Here is a 23,277-nt window from a genome sequence, read left to right as displayed (position 1 = left end):
CGATTATATTGCTGTTTTGGTTAATCTATCGTTAATATAATAAATTAAGCGGCGCTACTAAAACAATAAGCCATTGATATATAAATAGTTAATTTTTGGTACACCACTTGCTATGTACAGTGGTAACTCATATAAAAAGGATTATTCCCATGTCTGTAAAAATTGAAGACCGCCCAATAGAGCAAGTTCGCGAACAAGTGATAGACCAACTTATTTATAACTACAGCCATGGCGTTATTTCAGCTGAAGCCTTTGAAAGGCGCTTAGACAGTGCAATGGAAGCAACCGAAAATACTGCGTTACTTAATTTAGTAGAGGATTTAACCCTTACTACAGATACCCAGTACAGTGCTCAAAAGCAAACGCAATTTGCCCCTAACTACAGCGCCCAACAAGCGGATGAAGAAAACTTAACACTGCGAAGCATTTTAGGCTCAAGCGAGCGTAGCGGCCAATGGGTGGTGCCTAAAGATATTTACATTCAAAACTATATGGGGTCGATTGTTTTAGATTTTACTGATGCTATTTTTGCCCACCAACATGTTACCGTGCATGTAAATTGTATTTTTGGCAGCGAAGAAATTTACGTACCAGAGCACGTTAATGTAGTTTCTAAAATGTTTTGTATATTAGGTAGTTTTGAAAACAAAACGGTGTCGCTTAATAAGCGTCAAGGCCCCACAATTAACCTAGAAGGTAAAACAGTTTTAGGTTCGGTGGAGGTAAAAGTTAAACGCACCATTAAAGAAAAGTTTGTGAGTTTTGCTAATGATTTAAAGGCCCAGCTTGGGGTGAGTAATAAATAATACGGGTAAAAACACAATGGGTAGAAAAGCCATATTATGCGCTTTTCTACACCGTTAGTTACTGCCTATTTTATAAGTCGTTATTACGCTCGCTTGGAATGTCACTCATATACTGCACAAACTCAACCTCGAACCCGGCTGGGTCTAAGTAATATACGTTTTTTCTAAATGGGTTTTCTGCACCCTCTTTATCAATGCTAAATCCGGCGTGTTTTAAGCGCTGTATAACAGCGTCTAGGTTGTTTGTAACGTAGGCAAAGTGAGCCAGTCCGACTTGGTGCCCTGCCAAATCTCTGTTTTTATGCTCGCCATTATCGCTTATAGCAATGTAATGGTTATCGTCGCCAAAATGTACCCAGCGCTTAGGTTTGCCATACCAGGTGTTATGCCCTTCACTTCTAATTGACCAATAAGGAAAGGCTGCTTGGTAAAATTTAAGCATGGCATTTATATCGTTTACTACTAAATGTACGTGTTCTAATTTCATTATTATTTACCCTAGTTGAATGCTTAAACACAAGATAAAACCTCAAGCTAACTTTAGGTAAAGCACTTTTTTTACTTTTTAGTATTATTGGCGTGTATTGCCCTTGTAAGATTAATTTTTACAACAGTATGTTTGCTAGCAGGACGCGGAAGCTTTGCCTACATGGATGTAGGTAAGGAGCGTGAGCAGGACGCGGAAGCTTTGCTTCATGGAAGTTATTGAGCCCCCAAGGCTTCGCACTTCGCGCTGTGATTAAGTTGCCCTTCGGTTGAACAAATTTCAATCCATACACGCCAACATGTCTTAGATACGAATAAATTTACATGCATTTCAAGGCCGTACAAAAAACACACAAAAGTATTTGGGGTTTATTGTTTACTTTATGGCAAAAGTCGCTAAAATACGCCGGCTTAAATATATAAACGTTCTTTTACAACCCAAAGGTAATACCATGCATCCAATGTTAAACATTGCGGTTCGCGCTGCGCGCAACGCAGGCAAAATTTTACTTCGCGCAAGTGAAGATTTATCAAAAGTTGAAATTCAACAAAAAGGCACTAACGACTTAGTGACTAACATTGATAAAGAAGCCGAAGCCGCAATTCGTGATACAATTTTAAAATCTTACCCTGATCACTGCATTGTTGGTGAAGAACTAGGTGAGCACAAAGGCAAAGATGCAGATTACCAATGGATTGTTGACCCGCTTGATGGCACAACTAACTTCATCAAGGGTATCCCTCATTTCGCGGTTTCTATCGCACTTAAAGTAAAAGGTCGTTTAGACCAAGCTGTAATTTATGATCCAATTCGTGGCGAGCTTTTCACTGCATCTCGTGGTCAAGGCGCACAGCTAAACAGCAAGCGTTTACGCGTTACTAAAACCGTAGAATTAGCTGGTTCAATTTTAGCAACAGGCTTCCCTTTCAAACAAAAACATCACTTAGATGCATACACAGACGCGTTTAAAGCATTGTTTACACAAACTGCTGATATTCGTCGTGCAGGTTCTGCAGCGCTAGATATGGCGTATGTAGCTGCGGGCCGTGTTGATGGCTTTTTTGAAATTGGTTTAAAACCGTGGGACACAGCAGCAGGCGAGTTACTTGTAAAAGAAGCTGGCGGCATGGTTGTTGATTTTGCAGGTGGCGTTAACTACAACAATAGCGGTAACATTATTTGTGGTGCACCTAAGCTTACGCAAGCAATTATCCGTGAAATTCGCCCAGTATTACCTGAAGCGTTACTTCGCTAATAAAGTGCATGTAACCCTATTATAAAAAAGGAGCCTATGGCTCCTTTTTTGTTTTAAAAGTAAGGGTTATCGAGCTTTAGCTCCGTGGTATAACCTTTTGTAAAAGGGAGAGAGTTTATGTCTTTTGCAAAATACTCATCAAATAACGCATCAAACTCTCCGCTGTTTTGCATGTTTTGCAACCCAAGCTCTATGGCTTGCGCTAAAGCTGGCTTACTACTTACAACAAAATAATAAATACCGGTGGGATAACTAATAAATAAATTAGGCACAATAACTAAGTTACTCTGCGCATTGGCAACAAGCTCAGAATTAACTTCGATAAATGAGCGAGGAAAGTAATCAATTCTGCCACGGCTAGTAAGCGTAAACATAGCTTGATAGTTACTCAGCGGCCTTACATGTAAGCCGTTATAGGCCATTATTTTTGTATCTGGCCAATCATGCCCTTGCACTGCCGAGAGCTCACTTAATTGCGCCAAAGTGGTAATGCCTTTAAATTTTTCGACATTTTTTTTACTGGTTAATAAAACGCGCTTGCCTATAAAGCCTTTAAATAGCGGGACTTTAACGGCTATTGCCCGTGCCTCTCGTTCTGGGCTGCTCATGCTCCAATAAACATCTAACTCTGTTTTATCTAGCTCAATCAGGTCACGCTGTTGCTGTAAGCTCACTGGCTGCATTTTTATGTCTACAGGATAATTAGCCCGCTCTAGGGCTCGTGTTAATAGCTCACTTAGGTATTCTTCACGGGCATTTTGCACACTTTGCTTTTGAGCAACATTAACAATTTCTACCCCTTGCACAAAAAAACTAACCGCAAATAAAGCAAATCCACCAACAACTACTTTTAATGGCAACATAATAATTACCTATTTTTTATACCACCTGTTTATTCTCTGGTGCTAAGCGCACTACGGCAGGCGCAGGCTTTCTGCGCTTACAAATAAACAAATAACTATGGCGATATCGCTTAGCCTCTTTTTTAGCATCTGTTGCAAGTGCTGCAACTTGATGGCTGTTTTTACATTCTTGTAAGTCGGGCTCCACAAGGCCAATTGATAACGTAAGTAAAGGTACAAATTGCTTTTCTCCCTCACGATTTGTAGCCCAGTAGCCTTTGCTCTTAATGTGCTCAGGCGTAAAAAAAGTGCGTGATTGCAGTTCAAACTGCTCAATTATGGTATTACAAATATACACAGCATCTGATTGGTCAAACACAACCATAAAGTCATCACCACCTATATGTCCTACAAAGTTAGCACTGTTTTCGCATGCTTGCACGGTTACATCTGCCAATAATTTAATCACACTATCGCCACTGGCATAACCGTATAAATCATTGAACTGCTTAAAGTGATTAAGATCTATATAGGCAAGCGAAAACGCACTTTGTGAGCGTAACCTTTGCTCTATTGCCTCATTAATGGCTACATTACCAGGGAGCATGGTGAGTGGGTTAGCATGCTGGGCGTGACGAATTTTTTCTTCTGTTATATGCTTTAAAATATCACGCAATGGGGCAAGCCCTAGGTAACGTTTATTTCGGGTGATCACAATATGGCGGCGAATATCAAAGTCTTGCTCTGTAATTTGCTGACTCACGGTATCAAGAAGTTGGTTTTCATCCACCACTAAAGGTTGTTTATCCATAAAGTCGGTTACGGGGCACTTGTCGTAAAGTGCATGGCCATAGGGCGCTGCAAACACCTCAGTGAGCTGATCTTTATGTAGTAAGCCAACCGGTTGGCCGGCTTTATTTAAAACCGCTAGGCTCATCACGGCTTTGTCTTTTTCGAATAGCTTGTGGGCGTCTTTGCAACGGGTTTCGCTGTCTATTGCTTCTTGTGTAACAGCAAGCCAGCCAATCGCTATTGATTGATCAAACGTATTGCTTGGCTGTTTAAAGTTTAATGCTTGTAATTGCTCTGAGCTGTAATCAAGGCTTGGATTTGAGTTTGGTTTTTCCAGTAAAAAACCTTGTACGTTTGCTATGCCTAAGCTTTCAACATAGGCAAGCTCTTCTACTCTTTCTATGCCTTCGGCTATTACTGCGGTGTTTGTTGCTTTTGCGAGTACCGTAATCGATTTTAAAAACTCTTTTTTAACTTCGCTTTCATCGCAATGATCAATAAAGTAACGGTCGATTTTTACAAAGTCGGGGCATAGTTCAGACCACTGTTTTAAACCCGAGTAACCAGCACCTAAGTCGTCAATGGCAATGGTAAAACCCAGCTCGCGGTAGTGTGCAATTGTTTTTAATAATAAAAAACCATCGTCGACCTTTTCTTGCTCTGTTACCTCAATCACCACGCGGTTTGCTGCTAAGCCAAACTGCTCTATTAAGTGCAAGGTTTCACCTTTTGGGTGGCAAGGGTCAAGCAAGGTTTTAGGGCTTACATTTAAAAATAACTTACCGTTTAGATTAAGCTTTACAAAGTTTTCAATTGCTTTTGAGCGGCACAATAACTCAAGCTCTGAAATTAAAGCGTGCTCACTGGCCGCTTCAAACAGACGGTTAGGCATTTCCAAAGGGCTGTTTTTAGGCCCTCGACTTAGCGCTTCGTAACCTATAATTGTTTGATTAGCTATATCAAAAATAGGCTGAAATAACGTGGTTATTTCACCGTTACTTAAAATGTACTCTAGTACTTTGCGCTGCATCGTCACTGCAAAACCTGATTGTCGTTTAATAGGGGCATTAAAGTAGCAAGCCTGTATGACAATTTTATGGCATTAGGTGCTATTGACCTTTCAGGATTAAATTTGCTCAATTTAGGGGCGGTACAATCTAAGCGCTAAGTTTATAGCCTAATATACTGTTAAATATTCATACGTTTTTGTAAGGGCTTAATTATATAACCGGCTCAAGGCTTTAAGTTCAGCCTAAAAAGCGTGTACGTTTAATCTTAAAGCAACCAAGCTCTATAAAACCGCGCGCAATAAAAAACCGCTCAATTGAGCGGTTTTATTTAGCGTTAACTCTATTACGGCAATGCGTCTAGGTCTGCGCCTTCTTTTTCAATTACCTCTGGTATTAAATCTTCTTTACTTACGCCCATGGTAATAGCTACCGAGCTTGCAACGTAAACTGAAGAATAAGTACCAATGAACACACCAAATAACAGGGCTGTAGCAAAGCCATGAATAGTTTGTCCGCCCCATACAAATAACGCAATCAATACCAAAATAGTGGTGATTGACGTTACAAGTGTACGATTAAGTGTTTGCGTTAGCGACATGTCGATAATTTCGATAGTATCGTCGATGCGTACTTTACGGAAGTTTTCACGAATACGGTCAGATACAACAATAGTATCGTTAAGTGAGTAACCAATTACCGCCAATATTGCCGCTAAAATAGTTAAGTCAAACTCTAACCCTAATACAGAAAACAAACCAACTGTAATAATTACATCGTGTAATAGTGCACCTACCGCGCCCACAGCAAAACGCCACTCAAAGCGAAATGCCACGTAAATCAAAATACAAATAAGCGCAGTTAACATGGCAAGGCCACCCTGCTCTTTTAAGTCTTCCCCTACGCTTGGGCCTACAAACTCAATGCGGCGCATTACTACGCTCTCATCAGCTTGCTTTAAGGCAGTAATAACTTGGTTACCAATAACTTCGGCTTTTACTTCACTGCCACGCGGCGCTAAACGAACCAAAATATCTTGGCTAGAACCAAACAGCTGCACTGAAGCATCGGCAAACCCGTTTTCAGCTAATACTGAGCGTACTTTTTTCAAATCTGCAGGTTGCGAAAAACCAACCTCTACAGCGGTACCGCCAGTAAAATCTAAACCAAAGTTTAAACCTTTGATAAAAATTGAGGCAAACGACGCTAAAATTAATAGCGTAGAAAAACCCATTGCCACTTTACGAAGTGACATGAAACGTAGGGTTTTACCACCCAAACTTAAAATTTGCATGTCCGCTCCTTAAATTGAAAGTTTATCAATGCGCTTACCACCAATAAATAAGTTAATTACCGCACGGGTACCAACTATGGCTGTAAACATTGAAGTTAAAATACCAATTGCGAGTGTTACGGCAAAACCTGCAATAGGGCCAGTGCCCACTGCAAATAAAATAACCGCAGCAATTAAAGTGGTAATATTGGCATCAAAAATAGTACTAAAGGCGCTATCGTAACCAAAATGAACGGCTTGTTGAGGGCTGCGGCCATCGGCCAGCTCTTCACGAATACGCTCAAAAATAAGTACGTTAGCATCAACCGCCATACCCACTGTTAATACAATACCGGCAATACCTGGCAGCGTTAATGTGGCTCCTGGAATTAACGACATTACACCTACAATAAGCACTAAGTTAGCTGCTAGTGCAATGTTGGCAACTAAACCAAACCCTTTGTAGTAAATAAGCATAAAGGCAAGTACAAACGCAAAGCCAAGGGCTACCGCTGTCATACCGGCTTCAATGTTTTCTTGACCTAGGCTTGGGCCTACTGTGCGCTCTTCAACAATTTGAATTGGCGCTACTAATGCACCGGCGCGTAATAGTAAGCTTAAGTTGTGGGCTTCGGCTGGGTTATCAATACCTGTAATACGGAATGAGCGGTCAAGACGAGCCTGAATAGTCGCAACGTTAATAACCTCTTCTACCTTAATAGGTGGAAGTGCTTTACCGTCAGCATCTTTTTTACCCGATGGCTTGTATTCAATAAATACCGTTGCCATGCGCTTACCAATAGCACGCTTGGTAAAGGCATTCATTTTTGCCCCGCCTTTGCTATCTAAGGTAATGCTTACTTGTGGGCGCTGGTATTCGTCGTTTCCTGATTGCGCACCAGTGATATGGCTACCTTCAAGAATGACACGTTTTTTAAGTACCACAGGGTAGCCATCACGGCTCATGATCATTTCTGTGCCCGCAGGAATACGCCCTTGAGCAGCTGCACTTGGGTCTGCGTTTTCGTCTACTTCACGAAATTCAAGCGTGGCCGTTGCACCTAAAATTTCTTTAGCGCGTGCTGTATCTTGTACACCTGGTAGTTGCACAATAATGCGCTCAGCACCTTGGCGCTGTACGTTAGGCTCTGCAACACCAATTTGGTTAATACGATTACGAATAATGGTTTCGTTTTGCTTAATAGCGTAGTCACGTATTTCTTTAAGCTTTTGCTCACTCATAGTGGCAAAAAATGCGCGATCGTTACTGCTATCATCAATGTATACGTTTAGTGGGTAGCGCGATGCTAAAAAGCGTTCAGCCGCTTCTTTATCTTCTTCTGTACGCATTTCTACACGCATACGCTCAGAGCCCGCTACGCGGCGAACACTACGGTAACGAAGTTTTTCTTCGCGTAGGTCGCTACGAAAATCTTGTTCCATTTGCTCTAGCTGATTATCTACCGCGGTTGCCATGTCGATTTCCATGGTGAAGTGAACACCACCACTTAAATCAAGACCTAGCTTCATAGGGTTACCACCCAATGATTTTAACCATGCAGGTTGCGCAGGTGCCATATTAATAGCAGAGATATAATCGTCGCTAAGAGAATTACGCAGTAAGTCTTGCGCTTTTAGCTGTTCTTCAACATTTTTAAAACGTACTAATACTTGGCCGCCTTCAAGCACGGTAGACTTAGCTGTTACATTATGTTGTTTGAGGGTTGCGTTTACTTTGTCTACTACACTGAGATCGACATCTGCGCCTTTTGCCCCCGAAACCTGAATGGCCGGATCGCGGCCATACAAGTTTGGAGAAGCATATAAAAGGCCAATGGCTACCACAGCTAAAACAAGTAAATACTTCCAAATTGGAAACTTGTTTAACACAGGCATGTCCTTTTTATTTTTATAGTGACTTCATTGTGCCTTTAGGCAATACAGCAGATACTGCCGATTTTTGTACTGTTACTTCAGCTTGCTCATTTAAAGAAATCACGATGAAATCTTTATCTTCAGTAATTTTAACAATTTTACCTACTAAACCGCCTTGGGTAAGTACTTCATCACCTTTAGCCATCGCGCTCATAAGGCTTTTGTGCTCTTTCACACGCTTAGCTTGTGGGCGGTAAATTAAAAAGTAAAAAACTAAACCGAAAATAGCTAACATAATTAGCATTTCCCAGCCACCACTTGCAGCAGGTTGACCAGCAGCGGCGTGTGCGTTTGAAATAAATAAACTCATAATACTTCCTCTATATTTTTAAATTTTAATTTATATCTGCAAGCTCTGGCACGTCTTGGCCACGGCGAGCATAAAAATCACTAACAAATTCTTCTAGTTTACCTTCGCTAATTGCATTGCGTAGGCCTTCCATAACACGCTGATAGTAACGTAAGTTATGGATTGTGTTTAGTCGTGCGCCTAAAATTTCGTTACATTTATCAAGGTGATGCAAATAAGCACGCGAATAATTTTTACAGGTATGGCAATCACACTCAGGATCAAGTGGGCCAGTGTCTGTTTTATGTACTGCGTTGCGAATTTTAATTGTACCTGTGGTAATAAATAAATGACCATTACGTGCATTACGGGTAGGCATTACACAGTCAAACATATCAATACCACGGCGTACAGACTCAACTAAGTCTTCAGGTTTACCTACACCCATTAAGTAGCGCGGTTTGTCTTCTGGCATTTTGTACGCACAATGATCAAGAATATTCATCATTTCGTTTTTAGGCTCACCAACCGATAGGCCGCCTAATGCGTAACCATCAAAGCCAATTTCTTCTAGGCCTTTTTGTGATTGTTCACGTAACTCTGGGTACATACCACCTTGAATAATACCAAATAAGGCTGATGGGTTATCGCCGTGGCCTTCTTTAGAGCGCTTAGCCCAACGAAGCGATAACTCCATTGAGTCTTTTGCTTCTTTTTCGGTGGCAGGGTATGGCGTACATTCGTCAAAAATCATTACGATGTCTGAGCCTAAATCACGCTGTACTTCCATTGATTTTTCAGGCGACATCATAATTTGGTCACCATTTACCGGCGATTGGAACAACACGCCTTCTTCGGTAATTTTACGCATAGCACCAAGGCTAAATACTTGGAAACCACCTGAGTCGGTTAAAATTGGAAAGTCCCAATTCATAAAGTCGTGTAAATCACCGTGTTGTTTAATGATTTCAGTACCTGGGCGTAGCATTAAATGAAAGGTGTTACCCAAACAAATTTGTGCCCCTGTGGCTTTAACTTCATCTGGGGTCATGCCCTTAACAGTACCGTAAGTACCTACTGGCATAAATGCAGGCGTTTCTATTACACCACGGTCAAAAATCAAGCGGCCGCGGCGCGCTTTTCCGTCGGTGCGGTCTAATTCAAATTTCATATCATCCTCAATGTCGGAAAAACAGTCCAACAAGCTATAATTTAACCGCTCGATTCTACCCTTTTTGCCCCGTTATTACTATTAGCTGCGCTAAATTCACTGCGTATTAGCGCAGGCAAATAAAAACCCAGCGTGCGAGCTGGGCTTTTAAAAACGGTACCGGATAAAAACGTGCTTATTTACGTGTTAAAAACATCGCATCGCCGTAGCTAAAAAAGCGGTACTTTTGTTCTATAGCCGTGTTGTACGCGCCCATAATGTTATCTTGGCCGCTAAAGGCACTTACTAGCATTATGAGGGTTGATTCTGGCAAGTGAAAATTAGTCACCATGGCATCAACTACATTAAACTGATAACCCGGAAAAATAAAAATATCGGTATCGCCAAAATAGCTCTCTAATTTACCGCCGTGTACTTTTGCTGCCGACTCCAACGAGCGCACAGAGGTAGTTCCCACAGCTATAACACGGCCACCGTTAGCTTTTGTATTAGCAACAGCGTGAACCACCTCATCAGGTACTTCAATGTATTCAGAGTGCATTACATGCTCATCTACGCTTTCTACGCGCACCGGCTGAAACGTACCTGCGCCAACATGTAGCGTAACAAACGCCATGTTTACGCCTTTTTGTTTTAATGCCGCCATTAGCTTATCGTCAAAATGCAGCCCTGCCGTAGGCGCTGCTACTGCACCGGGCTTTTCGCCATAAACGGTTTGATAACGCTCGCGGTCAGCTTCGGTGTCTGGGCGGTCAATGTAAGGAGGTAAAGGCATGTGGCCAATGTCGTTTAGAATATCTAGTACATTTTGGGTGCGATCAAATTCAAGCTCAAATAACGTATCGTGACGCGCAATCATTGTCGCTTTTGCTTTGCCTTCTAAAATAACTTCGTTACCAGGCTTTAACGACTTACTTGCTCTTACATGGGCAAGTACGCGGTGTTCATCAACTACACGCTCTACAAGTACTTCGACTTTACCGCCAGAGGCTTTTTGGCCGAACATACGAGCAGGAATAACGCGGGTATTATTAAATACTAATAAGTCACCTTCGTTTACTAAATCAAGTAGGTCGCTAAACACTTTATGTTCAACGTTGCCAGTTGGGCCATCTAGGGTTAGTAAACGGCTGCTGGTTCTGTCTTGTTTAGGAAAACGAGCAATTAATTCATCAGGTAAGTCAAAGCTAAAGTCAGCCACGCGCATAGTCGGTATTCCACATCATTAAAATCGCGCCAAGTGTATATCTATCCTCGGCTAAGCTCAAGATATCTACCACAGTTGAGAGGATTCACCCTATTTTAGATACATTTGAGTAACTACTTTAAATAATCTTGTTCTTATTGGTAAATATCATTATTCTTACTCACCTTAAATAATGATGTTTCTAATTTCGGGGTTAAAAAAGTGGCAGGTAAGCTGAAGTTGCTCATTCTAAACGCAAGTAGTGAAGAACGCCGCACTATTCGCGCCACTTTAGGACATTTAAAGGTATTTGAATTCATAGAAGTAGCAGATAGCCAAGATGCGCTCACTCTGTTAAAAAAGCAGCCAGTAAACATGATTATTACGGGCTTGAGCGTGGGGAAAATAGATGGCTGGCGTTTTTCTCGCATGATCCGCTCAGGCTTACTTAAAACACCTAAAAACACCCCAATTTTACTTATTCCGCCTATTTACTGTGAGCGTATAGCTGAAACCACCGCTCGTAGTTATGGCATAGATGCCGTACTGCCCTTTGAGCACCAAGATATGCTGCCGCAGGTGCTGGCCAATGTTCTGTCTACGCATTTAGAAAAAAGCAGCCGCCTTAATTTACTCTTGCTTGAACCAATAGCGCAAAAAGCCGATGAAATAGCAGAGCAACTTAAGCTCAATTTTGCCATTACCCATGTCACCTCAAGCCAAAGTGCTTTAAACGCTTACAACCAACAACAGTTTGCCATTGTACTACTTGATGCAACCGCTTCACATGCGGGCACATCCGATAAGTTAGTCGAAGAAATACTGCAACATAACCCTAAACAAGCCATTGTAACTATTATTGATAATAACGATGCCGACTATGCAGAGCAGCTGCTGCTGTCCGGTGTTACCGACTTTATAAGAGCGCCATACGACCCGTCGTTTTTAAATAAAGTATGTGACCATGCTGCGCGCCGTGAAGACTTTATGGTTAGTTATGCTGAGTTTGCCCAAAAGGTTGAACAGTTAAGTATTAGCGAAGTACGCTACAAAGAGCTTTTTTCGGCGCACCAACGTATTTTGCTGCATTTAAATACGGTGGTTTTAGAGCTCGACCAACAAGGTAAAATTCGCTTTATCAATCCTGCTTGGGAAACACTAAGTGGCTTTGGGGTTAAATCGTCTTTGCAAAAATCATTAATCGATTATTGCTCTGATGAATGCCAAGTAAAACTAAATACGACCATTAACGATATTCTTAATGGCGGCATGCACCAGCAGCAAGTCGAGATTCAACTTAATCATAAAAATGGCAATCAGATTTGGGTGGAATGCCGCTTACAGCTAATAAAAAATAGCCGTAATAATGCCACCATTACTGCCACAATCGACAACATACACGAGCGTAAACAAGCTGAATTAAAGCTGCGCCACTTAGCCCTGCACGATACGCTAACAGGCTTACATAACCGTTATTATTTTGATCAACAACTCAATAATATATGCCAAACTAAACACACCTATGGTGATGTAGAGCACGCGCTTATTTACATCGATTTAGATCATTTTAAAATAATTAACGACAGCAAAGGCCACCAACAAGGCGACATTGTACTAAAAGATGTAGCTCAATTATTTGAAGCAAACATTAGCGCTAAACATTTAGTGTGTAGAATAGGCGGTGACGAATTTGCTGTTATTTTAAAAAATACGCAGCTGCTTGACGCTCACCTAATTGCAGAGAGTATTTGTAGCGCGATTGAACAGCACGAGTTTAAATCTGAAGACCAAGTATATTCAATTAGCTGCTCTATTGGCTTAACGCAAATAACGGCTAAAAATTGCGACCCGAGTGAGTGCCTCAAGCAAGCCGATATAGCCTTATATATTGCTAAAAGTTTAGGCCGTAACCTAGTGCACTGCTACTCAAAAGAAGATGCGCAAAATAACACCTTGCAAACCGGGCTTGAGTGGGGGCATGAGATTCGACAAGCACTTCAGCAAGATAACGTAGAACTGCACTATCAGCCAATATGGGACTTTAAAGCCAATAAAGTGGCTTATTTTGAAGCGTTACTGCGTTTAAAAGTAGACGATAAACTTATTTTCCCTAATCAATTTATTCCCTCTCTTGAGCTGCTAAACGACACCTTTTTAATGGACCAATGTGTTATTCGCAATGCCATTGCTAGCGTGGCTGAACACCCAGATTTAAATCAAGTGGCTATTAACCTCTCTGCTCAATCGTTTTTAGATGAGCGCTTAGTGCCACATATAGAATCGAGCCTAGAAAAATACCACGTACCGCCTTCGCGTATTATTTTTGAAATTACCGAGTCTGCCTCAGTTAACAATTTAAAAGCCACCCGTAAAATGATAGAAAAGCTAAACAGTTTAGGCTGTCATTTTTCTATTGATGATTTTGGTACAGGCTTTAGTACATTTAACTATTTAAAACAGTTACCTGCACAGCATGTAAAAATAGATGGCTCGTTTGTACGCGACATGATTAACGACCCCATTGACTTAGCACTGGTTAAGGCCATTAACGATATAAGCCGCTCCCTTGATAAGCGCTCTGTGGCAGAATACGTAGAAAGCGAAGAGATATTTTTTGCACTAAAAGAGATTGGTGTGGACTACGGACAAGGCTATTTTATTGCCCGTCCTGTGCCTGTAGAAAAAGTACAATCGACGCTTAAAATTATTTACCAAAAGAAACCTTTTATCCAACAACACACTAGCGCCAGCTAAACATTTTTAAACAGTTTTAAGCATTTTATTACTATCATTATTGCACTTATTGCCTATACTTTACGTACCACTTAGTAAATGTCTTGTTATTTTGATGATTTAACAATAAAAACATGACATTACCTATAAGCATACATGACTAGCAATTACATAGAGGTTAAAGCTTGTCAGGTTTAAGGAGGAAGGTATGGCGCAGTTGATTATTTTACTTCTCGTAATACATTGTGTAATTGCGTATCAGTGCTACCGGTACGCGCAGCTAAAGGGCTACCCAGTAGGCGTATTTGCTACTTTAGGCCTACTCCCGTATTTTAATGTAGTGGTTTGGATTTACTTGCTTTTTCTACCCGAACTCGAACCCTTTGAAAGCCAAACACATAGCAAACAGCAGCCCTTGTAGGCTGCTGTTTTGTTTATGCTACGCTGGTGCTTAATAGTGACCAATAACCACACTGCTCAAACCCTGTTTACCTAAAGCAACATATTACTGCTGCACTTTAACCTTAAAGGTAAATAGGCTTAACTCTCAAAGTCTAAGCTACATTGGCGAGCCAAAAACACTTCTAGCTGTTGGCTGAATAACTTAAAGTCGCGAATTCTTCCTGTGGTTTTACGCCACAGTATGCCTATATCTCTGTAGGCATCGCCTTGCGATGGGGTTGCTATCATGTTTTTATCTTTAAGAATACCCGCATTAATCGCCATCTGCGGTAAAAATGTAACCCCTAACTGATGCTCTACCATGCTTAATAAGGTATGTAAGCTTGCAGCTTCAAAAGGGTTAATACAGCTTGAGCGGTTTAGATGACACGCACTTAATGCATGCCCCGTCATACAATGCTCTCGCTCTAATAAAAACACACTAGCATCGGGTAGCAAGTTAAAGTCTTCAACGCCTTTAGCAGGGCTGTAATCTTTATGGTGCACTAAACTAAAGTGATCTTTAGCCAATACTTGAGTATGAAACTTCTCCGTTTGGTACGGTAAGGCTAATAAGGCTAAATCAATATGGCCGTGTTCAAGCTTATCTAATAACTTGTCGCTGGTATCTTCAACGAGTACCAACTCTAAATCACAAAAGGTTTGCTTACAAAAGTGATACAAAGGCGCCGCTATGAAGCTGGCGATAGTGGGTATAACCCCTACCACTAACTTACCACTGAGTGGCGTTAAAAAGCTTTTGGTTAGCTCTTTTAAACTAATTGTATCGTTAATAATTTTACGAGAGCGCTCAACGACCTCTTCACCAATACTGGTAAACATAAGGCTGCGATTTTCTCGCTCAATTAGCTGACAACCGAGTGTTTCTTCAAGGTTTTGAATTGCACTGCTTAAAGTAGATTGCCCAATAAAGCACGCACTTGCTGCACGGCCAAAATGCTGGTGCTGATGTACAGCTAATAAATACTGTAGCTGTTTAATACTTGGTAGGTTGGTCATTTTTTCTTTCCACAAATAAAAAGACCCCAACACCTAGGGCGTTGAGATCTTTTCAAGCTAAAAGTCTTTGAGTACTTTTTTGTTAAACCCCAAACGCGGTTCTTAGTACGTAGAAAATAACAATAGCAAGGGCAGCGCCAACTGGCAATGTAATTACCCAAGAAACTACAATGTTTCTGATAACACCCATGTTAAGTGCAGCAATACCACGTGCCATACCTACACCTAATACCGCACCAACTAAGGTTTGTGTAGTAGAAATTGGCATACCTGTACCTGATGCAATAACAACGGTAGACGCAGCAGCTAATTCGGCAGCAAAACCACGGCTAGGCGTTAAGTGAGTAATACCTTCACCTATCGTTTTAATTACCTTTTTACCTAAAATAGCAAGACCGGCAACAATACCAAAACCACCTAGTGGTAAAATCCACCAAGCAATAGCCGCTTTTTTAGCAATTTCACCGTTGCTTTCAACAATGTTCACAACCGCAGCAAGTGGACCAATTGCATTCGCTACATCGTTTGAGCCATGCGCAAACGCCATACAACACGCTGTTAATACCATTAATACCGCAAATACTTTTTCTACGTTATTAAATTGCATTTGTTTATCGGCTTTAGGGTCGATATTTAAACGTGAAATCGCAATTTTACCAATAATAGCTACAATTACAGCAATCGCGATCGCAATTAAATAACCTTCAGTAGCGCCTAGGTTAATACCTATATGCTTTAAGCCTTTTTTAATTGTTACTAGCGCCATAATAAAACCCGCTAAACCCATGTACAAAGGTACAAAGCGTTTTGCGTTTTTAAGCGGTGCATCAGTATCAAAAATCAGCTTTTGCGCACTCATAAAGATTAAGTAAGCAATAAAGCCCGAAATAGCAGGTGTAATAATCCAGCTACCTACAATACCACCTACTTTATTCCATTGAATAGCCTCTGTACCCACTGCAACTAATGCAAAACCAATGATTGCACCAATAATTGAGTGAGTTGTTGAAACAGGCCAACCTAAAAATGAGGCAATTAATAGCCAAGTACCCGCTGCAAAAAGTGCAGAGATCATACCTAAAACCATTAAATCAGGGAGAGCAGCAAAAGGCGCAGCATCAATAATACCTTTACGGATTGTTGATGTAACCTCACCACCTGCTAAGTAAGCACCAGCAAATTCAAAAATCATAGCAATAATAATTGCTTGTTTAATTGTTAACGCTTTTGAACCTACCGAAGTACCCATCGCATTAGCAACGTCGTTCGCGCCAATACCATAAGCCATAAAAAAGCCGACTGCTGCGGCAATTAAAACTAATACCGTGCCGTAAGATGCAATGATATCCATTGTGTAACCTTAATCTTTCGTTTGAACTGATTTTTATAAATTAACGAGCTAGCATCAGCTCAAGACGTGATCCTACGCGCTCTGCAATATCTGCAAGTTCGCCAACCCATTCAATTATTTTGTATAAAAACATAACATCAATTGGGTTTAGCTCGCTTTCTACATCGCGTAGTTGGCGGCGTACTTTAATTTGCATTTCATCCGTGTCTTGTTCTATGGCATCCAATTCTACGAGCATTTTTTCTACTAAAGTCACCTCGCGACCTTTAAAGCCCGTTTCTAACAATTCTTCTAACTCATTAATTGCTTTTGATGCTTGTTTAGTCGCATCAACACAGCGTGTTAGATAAGCTAAAAAGTCTGCTTGCATAGCACTAGGAATTGTCATTTCACGGCCAATTACGCGCCCTGCAATGTCTTTAGCCTTATTTGCTATTTTATCTTGTTGAGTTACGAGTTCGAGCAGATCTGTACGCTCTACCGGCATGAATAAACCACGCGGTAATTGTAAGCGTATATCTCTTTTCATATCATCAGCTTCACGCTCTAAATTACGAATAGTTAAGCGAAGCTCTTCTGCTTGCTGCCACTCTTCTTTAAATACGTGATTAAAAAAAGGTATCAAGGCTTTACTTGCTTGATGAACCTTCTTGATGTGTTCTTCCATTGGTTTGATAGGAGATTTTGCAAATACTCCTAAAAACGCGTTTGTAGGCATAACTGACCCTTTAATCAAATTGATATGCTTTGCAGCATGAATTTTACAGTATTAGCCGCGATTGTGAACGCTTTTTATTATTTCATCATGGCTAACAATGCATAAAGCGGCACTAAGCCGCTTTAATAAAAAAGAATGATAGATAAAAACCTACAACGATTTTTCTATATCTTCTTGAGATGTATGACGAATATCTTTGCCGTTTACAAAATAAATAATGTATTCCGCAATATTTTGGCAACGGTCGCCAATACGCTCTAATGAACGTACAGACCATACTAAATCCATAATTTTAGGAATTGAGCGTGGATCTTCCATCATGTAAGTCATAATTTGACGTGTGATTGCTTCATATTCACGGTCAACTTTTGCATCTTCTTTATGTACTTCAAAGGCGCGTTGTACATCCATGCGCGCAAATGCATCAAGTACATCGTGTAGCATTTTTAAAACTTGGCGACCCATGTTTTCAATATTCACTAATAAATCTTGCTGATCTTTAGTAAATGAATCAAGTGCCACTTTAGCAATGCGCTCTGCTTCATCGCCAATGCGCTCTAAATCGGCAATCGTTTTTGCAATGGCTATTACTAAGCGTAAATCGCTCGCTGCAGGCTGACGACGCGCAATGATGCGCGTACATTCATCATCAATGCTAACTTCCATCGCATTTACTTTGTAATCGTTCTGGCGTACTTTTTGTGCCAGTTCAGCATCATTGCGACTTACTGCATCTAATGCACTGCTTAGCTGCTGCTCAACTAGGCCACCCATGTTAAGTACATGGTTACGAACATTTTCTAGCTCTTGGTTAAAGCGCCCAGAAATATGCTTATTTATATTATGTTCCATAATTACCTTCTCTTAAATTCGTTTACAACACTAAAACGTATACGACTAGCCGTAACGGCCTGTAATGTAGTCTTCCGTTTTCTTTTTACTTGGCGTTGTAAATAAGGTATTTGTGTCTGAGTATTCAATCAACTCGCCCATGTACATAAAGGCCGTTTGATCAGATACACGCGCTGCTTGTTGCATGTTATGTGTCACAATAACAACGGTAAATTTGTTCTTTAAATCGTTAATTAGCTCTTCAATAACCAAAGTAGAAATTGGGTCAAGTGCCGATGTTGGTTCATCAAGTAATAGTACTTCAGGTTCAATCGCAATTGAACGGGCAATAACTAAACGCTGTTGCTGACCACCTGATAGGCCAAATGCACTATCGTGTAATCTGTCTTTTACTTCATCCCATAAAGCCGCACCGCGAAGTGATTGTTCTACCACTTCATCTAGCTTACGCTTTTCTTTAATACCTTGTAAGCGTAGGCCATAAACCACATTTTCATAAATTGATTTAGGAAATGGGTTAGGACGCTGAAACACCATACCCACGTTACGACGAAGCGCGGCTACATCTACACTTTTATCGTAAATGTTTTGGCCGTGAAGTAATATTTCACCTTCAATACGACACACATCAACTAAATCGTTCATGCGGTTAATACAACGCAATAGCGTTGATTTACCACACCCCGACGGGCCAATAAACGCCGTAACTTGGCCTTTCGGGATATTCATATTTACTTTGCTAAGCGCTTGCTTTTCACCATAGTAAAGATCAAGGTCCTTAATCTCTAACGCTTTTTGGTCATCAGTTAAGTTTTCTAAGTCTAACTTCAAGCTTTTGTTAGCTTGGTTTACTTGTGGAGCGACTGTAATCATGTTTGTTACCTATAATTCTTTACTAATTAGTGTTCAAGCGATCTGAATTTTTCACGTAAATGGTTACGTATGCCTATCGCTGTTATGTTGAGGGTAATAATCACCGACACTAATAAGAAGGCCGTTGCGTATACCAGCGGGCGTGCCGCTTCAACATTCGGGCTTTGAAAGCCCACATCATAAATATGAAAGCCTAAGTGCATGAACTTTCTATCTAAGTGAAAATAAGGGAAGTTGCCATCAAGTGGTAACGTAGGGGCCATTTTTACCACACCTACGAGCATTAACGGCGCAACTTCACCGGCCGCTCGAGCAACTGCAAGTATTAAACCCGTCATAATTGCTGGGCTTGCCATAGGAATAATAATACGCCATAAGGTTTCAACTTTGGTTGCACCAAGCGCTAATGAACCATCACGCACTGTACTAGGAATACGCGATAAACCTTCCTCGGTTGATACAATAACAACCGGTAATGTAAGAATAGCTAATGTAAGCGCAGACCACATAACACCCGGCGTACCAAATACTGGCGTTGGCGCAGCTTCTGGATAAAACAGTTGGTCAAGGCTACCACCTAACATGTAAACAAAAAAGCCTAAGCCAAATACACCGTAAACAATAGACGGTACACCGGCAAGGTTAATTACCGCAATACGAATCATCTTAGTTACTGCATTTTTAGCTGCGTATTCATGTAAGTAAATTGCAGCTACAACACCAAATGGGGTCACAATAACGGCCATCAGCATAACCATAAATACTGTACCAAATATAGCAGGGAATACGCCGCCCTCGGTGTTTGCTTCACGTGGGTCGTCTGATACAAACTTACCCAGTTGTACAAAGTAATGACCTAACTTTGAGAAAAAGCCCATGTCGTTAGGCAACCAAACATCAAGCACTTGATACAGTGGAATGGTGACTACTTCACCACGCATGTCCTTAACTAAAACTTGGTCACGCTTGGCTTTTTTACGCAGTGCAAATAACTCTTTTTCAAGTACTGCATATTCGTTACGTAACTCGGCACGTGCTTGAGCAAGCTCGGCAACACGCTCATCGGTTAGTTCGTCATCAAGTAGGTACGCCTTTTCTTGTAAGCGAAGACGCTCTAATTCGTAGTTGATATGACCAATGTCGCCATTTTGTAAATCAAGCGCTTCGTCGTTTAAATCAACCGCACGCTCTACTAGCTCATGTAAGGTTTCGATTTTATCGCTAGTAACCGGCTTTCCATCTTTAATTACACCTTCTATGTAGCCATAAAAGTTACCGTTTTTACTGCGCTCAAATACAGCAAGCGTAGCCGGTGTACTTTGCTCAGTAATATCGGTTTCTAATATCCAACGAAAATCTAAATCTACATATTCGCGGTTACCTGTTTTTATAAGTAAACGCTCAACTTCGTCTTTATTAAAATCTGATACATCAATACCTGTTGCAGCTAAACGCGCTGTAGGCACAAGTTCTCGGTCGTAAACTTCACCAATGATGGTTTGTTTTGAAATAGACCCTTCTAGCTCAAATTGAACTACCTCTGATGGCCAGAAAAAGCTTAATCCCTTCCAAGCTATCATTGCTAATAAACCGAGAACTGAAATTAAGCTGATGCTTACCGCACCACCTGTCATCCAAATCCAAGGAGAACCAGACTTAAACCACTGCTTTACCATGTCGTGTCTCTCCACTTACATTGAGCTGTATTTTTCACGCAGTTGCTGACGAACAAACTCAGCCACTGTGTTGAAAATAAAGGTGAATATGAATAGTACAAATGCTGCTAAGAATAATATTCTATAGTGCGAGCTGCCTACTTCTGATTCAGGCATTTCTACCGCAATGTTTGCTGCAAGCGTACGCATACCTTGGAAAATACTCCAATCCATAATTGGCGTATTACCTGTTGCCATTAATACAATCATGGTTTCGCCTACTGCACGACCAAGTCCCATCATCACGGCAGAGAAAATACCTGGGCTTGCTGTAAGTAGTACAACACGTACTAGCGTTTGCCACTGCGTAGCACCAAGTGCTAGTGAGCCATTTGATAAGTGTTTAGGAACACTAAATACGGCATCTTCTGCAATCGAGAATATAGTAGGAATAACGGCAAAGCCCATCGCAATACCAACAACTAATGAATTACGTTGGTCAAACGTCATACCAAGCTCGTTGGTTAGGTATTGACGTACATTGCCATCAAACATCCAAAGCTCTACTGTTTCGCTCATCGCGAACGAGAACCAACCAATTAATAGAACAACCGGAATAAGTAAAATAGAGTGCGACCCTTCAGGGATTTTATGACGAATACTCACTGGTAACTTAGTCCAACCTAGTGCTGTTGCTAGCACACCTAACGGTAATAAAATCAATAAGCCGACAATAGCAGGTAGGTGCTCTTCTATAAGTGGCGCTAACCACAGGCCTGCTAAAAAGCCTAATATTACAGTCGGGAGGGCTTCCATAATTTCTACCGTTGGCTTTACCACTTTACGCAGCTCGCTCGACATAAAGTAAGCGGTGTAAATAGCGGCAGAAAGCGCAATGGGTACTGCAAATAGCATGGCGTAAAGCGCTGCTTTTAACGTACCAAACGAAATAGGAACCAAAGAAAATTTAGACTCAAAGTCATCACTTGCTGATGTAGATTGCCAAATATAACCAGGCTCAGGGTAACCTTCGTACCACACTTCTTGCCAAAGTGCAGACCAGGTAACCTCTGGGTGCTCATTATGAATTTCTAAGACGGTTAGTTGATTATCGGCTAAAATAAGGGCGGCATTTGAGCGCGGAGCTATAGCAAAGTTTTTAATCTCGCCATCACTTACTTTACCTTGCCAAAGTTTTGCCTCACTAGTGGTGTAATACACACCTAACTCACCGTTACTGCTCGTAGTGAAGAAAGTTCGACGATAAAACTCGGTAAAAATGTTCAGCTTGCTTTGTTTAGTTGTTTCAAACGAGCGAATTTTTTGATACTCACGGCCGCTGTCTGTATTGACTTCAAACCACTGCGATACTTCACCGTTATCGTTTGCAAGCATGAGTGAGTTAGCACCTGCAAGTAGCTGCGCAGACACTAAGTTAGCACTTTCTTCGTTAGCCGAAAGCAGCTGAATTTGCTCTACTTCGCTTGGATAGCGTGTATCGTAAACATAAATTTGATTCGCCGAACGTACAAATGTGCGGGTGGTGTCTGGCGAAATTAAAAGCTCATCAACACGGCCTTCAATATTAAGCTCAGTGCGCTCAACTACCCATTCTACTTCACCGGTAAACATGTTTTCTTCAGCAACAAAGCTGCTAAATAAAACGCGTTTGTCTTCGGTTAAAGCAACCACGGCTGTTTTATCTTCGTAATGACTAAATGCAAAACGCTTAATGGCAGCACCTTGCTCGTCAACTTCTAATGCCATTTTGCCAAGTGGATAATCTAAACGTGGCGTTAGCTTTCTTTCGTTGTTAGGAAAAGTAACTAAAAACTTAGGTGCTACCAGCACCACTGAGCCATTTTCTAAACCAAACGCATAATGCCCCTGAAACGGCGCACTGTTTGCAAAGCTTGATGCATCACTAGGTAGCTCGGCGCTTAATGTTTTAAGCTTTTTACCAAAGCTGCCATCTTGCACACTATAAAAATCTACCTTTCCTTGCTGAGAGAGTAAAAAAGCAACCTCAGTTTGCTCCTCAACACCTAAGCCCACAATTTGTTCAGCATTAGCAACGTTAAAACTGTTACGTTTTTCTACTTTTGCTGATTCAAAAATTGGTTGTACTACATAAAGAAGGTAAAAGAATATTAATAACAATGCTATTAATACCATTACTCCGCCTGCGGAAATACCCCACTTTGCAAACCGGTCTTTAAATAGACGGCTTCGATCCGTATTTAAAGTCGGCTTATTCGGATTGGAAGTCATCAAAACACCCTTTAATTCTGTCGTTGTACAAATTATATTTCATCAAGATGACAGTAATGTTACAGATGTAATAAATACCCGCCTAAACGCTTTAAAATCAGTCCTTTTTTCTAATGACAGCCCTTGCTTAATTGTTACTCACTGATATGACACAACATAAATCGATACAAAAAAGGGGAAATATTTAATATAAACGCCCTAAATTAGTGCCTATTTAGCTATTTAATAACGCGTTTTACTGCTCTGCTGGAGATGACTAAATTTATGCTTTTATGGCGCATCAGTTGTTAACACTTTTATGGTTAAATAAAGTACATAGC

The 23,277-nt window shown here is 40.9% G+C and carries 19 protein-coding genes; 4 read left to right on the top strand and 15 right to left on the bottom strand.

Going from position 1 to position 23,277, the window contains the following annotated elements; translation table 11 throughout:
- Positions 1 to 149: 149 nt before the first annotated feature.
- Entirely contained in the window at positions 150 to 806 is a 657-nt protein-coding gene (locus CWB60_RS16675; protein ID WP_004587606.1) for a LiaF domain-containing protein, read from the top strand.
- Positions 807 to 876: 70 nt separating this feature from the next.
- Here CWB60_RS16675 and CWB60_RS16670 read toward each other — a convergent pair whose 3' ends face one another.
- The gene (locus CWB60_RS16670; RefSeq protein ID WP_004587607.1) at positions 877 to 1,293 is read right to left on the bottom strand and encodes a VOC family protein; all 417 of its coding nucleotides are present in this window, start codon (positions 1,291 to 1,293) and stop codon (positions 877 to 879) included.
- A gap of 451 nt (positions 1,294 to 1,744) precedes the next feature.
- On the opposite strand from CWB60_RS16670, the gene suhB reads away from it, so the two are divergent.
- Positions 1,745 to 2,548 (top strand): inositol-1-monophosphatase, encoded by an 804-nt coding sequence (gene suhB, locus CWB60_RS16665; protein ID WP_121638042.1) that lies wholly within the window; start codon positions 1,745 to 1,747, stop codon positions 2,546 to 2,548.
- Between the two features lie 53 nt (positions 2,549 to 2,601).
- Here the strand turns inward: suhB and CWB60_RS16660 are convergent, their stop codons facing one another.
- From CWB60_RS16660 to queA, 7 genes are all read right to left on the bottom strand, one after another.
- Positions 2,602 to 3,411 (bottom strand): substrate-binding periplasmic protein, encoded by an 810-nt coding sequence (locus tag CWB60_RS16660; RefSeq protein ID WP_004587609.1) that lies wholly within the window; start codon positions 3,409 to 3,411, stop codon positions 2,602 to 2,604.
- A 16-nt stretch (positions 3,412 to 3,427) separates the two neighbouring features.
- Positions 3,428 to 5,218, bottom strand: a complete 1,791-nt coding sequence (locus CWB60_RS16655) for a GGDEF domain-containing protein (protein WP_138579509.1) — start codon at positions 5,216 to 5,218, stop codon at positions 3,428 to 3,430.
- Positions 5,219 to 5,535: 317 nt separating this feature from the next.
- Positions 5,536 to 6,483 carry a protein translocase subunit SecF gene (gene secF, locus CWB60_RS16650; RefSeq protein WP_004587611.1) on the bottom strand — a complete coding sequence of 316 codons (948 nt, stop codon included), beginning with the start codon at positions 6,481 to 6,483 and terminating at the stop codon, positions 5,536 to 5,538.
- Between the two features lie 9 nt (positions 6,484 to 6,492).
- Positions 6,493 to 8,352, bottom strand: coding sequence for a protein translocase subunit SecD (gene secD / locus CWB60_RS16645; RefSeq protein WP_004587612.1), 1,860 nt, complete (start codon positions 8,350 to 8,352; stop codon positions 6,493 to 6,495).
- 19 nt (positions 8,353 to 8,371) lie between these two features.
- Entirely contained in the window at positions 8,372 to 8,707 is a 336-nt protein-coding gene (yajC, locus tag CWB60_RS16640; protein WP_004587613.1) for a preprotein translocase subunit YajC, read from the bottom strand.
- Positions 8,708 to 8,732: 25 nt separating this feature from the next.
- Positions 8,733 to 9,857 (bottom strand): tRNA guanosine(34) transglycosylase Tgt, encoded by a 1,125-nt coding sequence (gene tgt / locus CWB60_RS16635; protein ID WP_138579511.1) that lies wholly within the window; start codon positions 9,855 to 9,857, stop codon positions 8,733 to 8,735.
- A gap of 175 nt (positions 9,858 to 10,032) precedes the next feature.
- Positions 10,033 to 11,064 (bottom strand): tRNA preQ1(34) S-adenosylmethionine ribosyltransferase-isomerase QueA, encoded by a 1,032-nt coding sequence (gene queA / locus CWB60_RS16630; RefSeq protein WP_138579513.1) that lies wholly within the window; start codon positions 11,062 to 11,064, stop codon positions 10,033 to 10,035.
- A 201-nt stretch (positions 11,065 to 11,265) separates the two neighbouring features.
- On the opposite strand from queA, the gene CWB60_RS16625 reads away from it, so the two are divergent.
- Complete coding sequence (locus CWB60_RS16625; protein ID WP_138579515.1) at positions 11,266 to 13,797, top strand: EAL domain-containing protein; 2,532 nt, start codon at positions 11,266 to 11,268, stop codon at positions 13,795 to 13,797.
- Between the two features lie 187 nt (positions 13,798 to 13,984).
- A complete protein-coding gene (locus CWB60_RS21015) occupies positions 13,985 to 14,197 on the top strand; it encodes a hypothetical protein (RefSeq protein ID WP_024031438.1) in 213 nt (70 codons plus the stop codon).
- A 119-nt stretch (positions 14,198 to 14,316) separates the two neighbouring features.
- Here the strand turns inward: CWB60_RS21015 and CWB60_RS16615 are convergent, their stop codons facing one another.
- The 7 genes from CWB60_RS16615 to CWB60_RS16585 all read right to left on the bottom strand — a co-directional run bounded on the left by CWB60_RS16615 (position 14,317) and on the right by CWB60_RS16585 (position 22,957).
- Entirely contained in the window at positions 14,317 to 15,237 is a 921-nt protein-coding gene (locus CWB60_RS16615) for a hydrogen peroxide-inducible genes activator (protein WP_004587618.1), read from the bottom strand.
- Positions 15,238 to 15,319: 82 nt separating this feature from the next.
- Positions 15,320 to 16,588 carry an inorganic phosphate transporter gene (locus CWB60_RS16610; protein ID WP_024031439.1) on the bottom strand — a complete coding sequence of 423 codons (1,269 nt, stop codon included), beginning with the start codon at positions 16,586 to 16,588 and terminating at the stop codon, positions 15,320 to 15,322.
- 40 nt (positions 16,589 to 16,628) lie between these two features.
- Positions 16,629 to 17,306, bottom strand: a complete 678-nt coding sequence (locus tag CWB60_RS16605; RefSeq protein WP_004587620.1) for a TIGR00153 family protein — start codon at positions 17,304 to 17,306, stop codon at positions 16,629 to 16,631.
- 150 nt (positions 17,307 to 17,456) lie between these two features.
- Complete coding sequence (gene phoU / locus CWB60_RS16600) at positions 17,457 to 18,158, bottom strand: phosphate signaling complex protein PhoU (RefSeq protein ID WP_004587621.1); 702 nt, start codon at positions 18,156 to 18,158, stop codon at positions 17,457 to 17,459.
- A gap of 45 nt (positions 18,159 to 18,203) precedes the next feature.
- Positions 18,204 to 19,031, bottom strand: coding sequence for a phosphate ABC transporter ATP-binding protein PstB (gene pstB, locus CWB60_RS16595; RefSeq protein WP_004587622.1), 828 nt, complete (start codon positions 19,029 to 19,031; stop codon positions 18,204 to 18,206).
- Positions 19,032 to 19,057: 26 nt separating this feature from the next.
- A complete protein-coding gene (gene pstA / locus CWB60_RS16590; protein ID WP_138579517.1) occupies positions 19,058 to 20,707 on the bottom strand; it encodes a phosphate ABC transporter permease PstA in 1,650 nt (549 codons plus the stop codon).
- 15 nt (positions 20,708 to 20,722) lie between these two features.
- Entirely contained in the window at positions 20,723 to 22,957 is a 2,235-nt protein-coding gene (locus CWB60_RS16585) for an ABC transporter permease subunit (RefSeq protein WP_064386998.1), read from the bottom strand.
- Positions 22,958 to 23,277: the final 320 nt, after the last annotated feature.

Source organism: Pseudoalteromonas sp. S327 (genome assembly GCF_005886415.1).
Classification (GTDB): domain Bacteria; phylum Pseudomonadota; class Gammaproteobacteria; order Enterobacterales; family Alteromonadaceae; genus Pseudoalteromonas; species Pseudoalteromonas atlantica.
The sequence above is the reverse complement of the archived record's forward strand: the minus strand, read 5'-3'. Positions and strand labels throughout refer to the sequence as shown.

Bases quoted from the DNA above. Each gene is read 5' to 3' on its own strand.
- CWB60_RS16615 (WP_004587618.1), bottom strand. From the start codon at position 15,237: ATGACCAACCTACCAAGTATTAAACAGCTACAGTATTTATTAGCTGTA.
- tgt (WP_138579511.1), bottom strand. From the start codon at position 9,857: ATGAAATTTGAATTAGACCGCACCGACGGAAAAGCGCGCCGCGGCCGC.
- secF (WP_004587611.1), bottom strand. From the start codon at position 6,483: ATGCAAATTTTAAGTTTGGGTGGTAAAACCCTACGTTTCATGTCACTT.
- CWB60_RS16675 (WP_004587606.1), top strand. From the start codon at position 150: ATGTCTGTAAAAATTGAAGACCGCCCAATAGAGCAAGTTCGCGAACAA.
- CWB60_RS16605 (WP_004587620.1), bottom strand. From the start codon at position 17,306: ATGCCTACAAACGCGTTTTTAGGAGTATTTGCAAAATCTCCTATCAAA.
- phoU (WP_004587621.1), bottom strand. From the start codon at position 18,158: ATGGAACATAATATAAATAAGCATATTTCTGGGCGCTTTAACCAAGAG.
- CWB60_RS21015 (WP_024031438.1), top strand. From the start codon at position 13,985: ATGGCGCAGTTGATTATTTTACTTCTCGTAATACATTGTGTAATTGCG.
- pstB (WP_004587622.1), bottom strand. From the start codon at position 19,031: ATGATTACAGTCGCTCCACAAGTAAACCAAGCTAACAAAAGCTTGAAG.
- CWB60_RS16585 (WP_064386998.1), bottom strand. From the start codon at position 22,957: ATGACTTCCAATCCGAATAAGCCGACTTTAAATACGGATCGAAGCCGT.
- CWB60_RS16660 (WP_004587609.1), bottom strand. From the start codon at position 3,411: ATGTTGCCATTAAAAGTAGTTGTTGGTGGATTTGCTTTATTTGCGGTT.
- pstA (WP_138579517.1), bottom strand. From the start codon at position 20,707: ATGGTAAAGCAGTGGTTTAAGTCTGGTTCTCCTTGGATTTGGATGACA.
- CWB60_RS16610 (WP_024031439.1), bottom strand. From the start codon at position 16,588: ATGGATATCATTGCATCTTACGGCACGGTATTAGTTTTAATTGCCGCA.
- suhB (WP_121638042.1), top strand. From the start codon at position 1,745: ATGCATCCAATGTTAAACATTGCGGTTCGCGCTGCGCGCAACGCAGGC.
- yajC (WP_004587613.1), bottom strand. From the start codon at position 8,707: ATGAGTTTATTTATTTCAAACGCACACGCCGCTGCTGGTCAACCTGCT.
- CWB60_RS16670 (WP_004587607.1), bottom strand. From the start codon at position 1,293: ATGAAATTAGAACACGTACATTTAGTAGTAAACGATATAAATGCCATG.
- queA (WP_138579513.1), bottom strand. From the start codon at position 11,064: ATGCGCGTGGCTGACTTTAGCTTTGACTTACCTGATGAATTAATTGCT.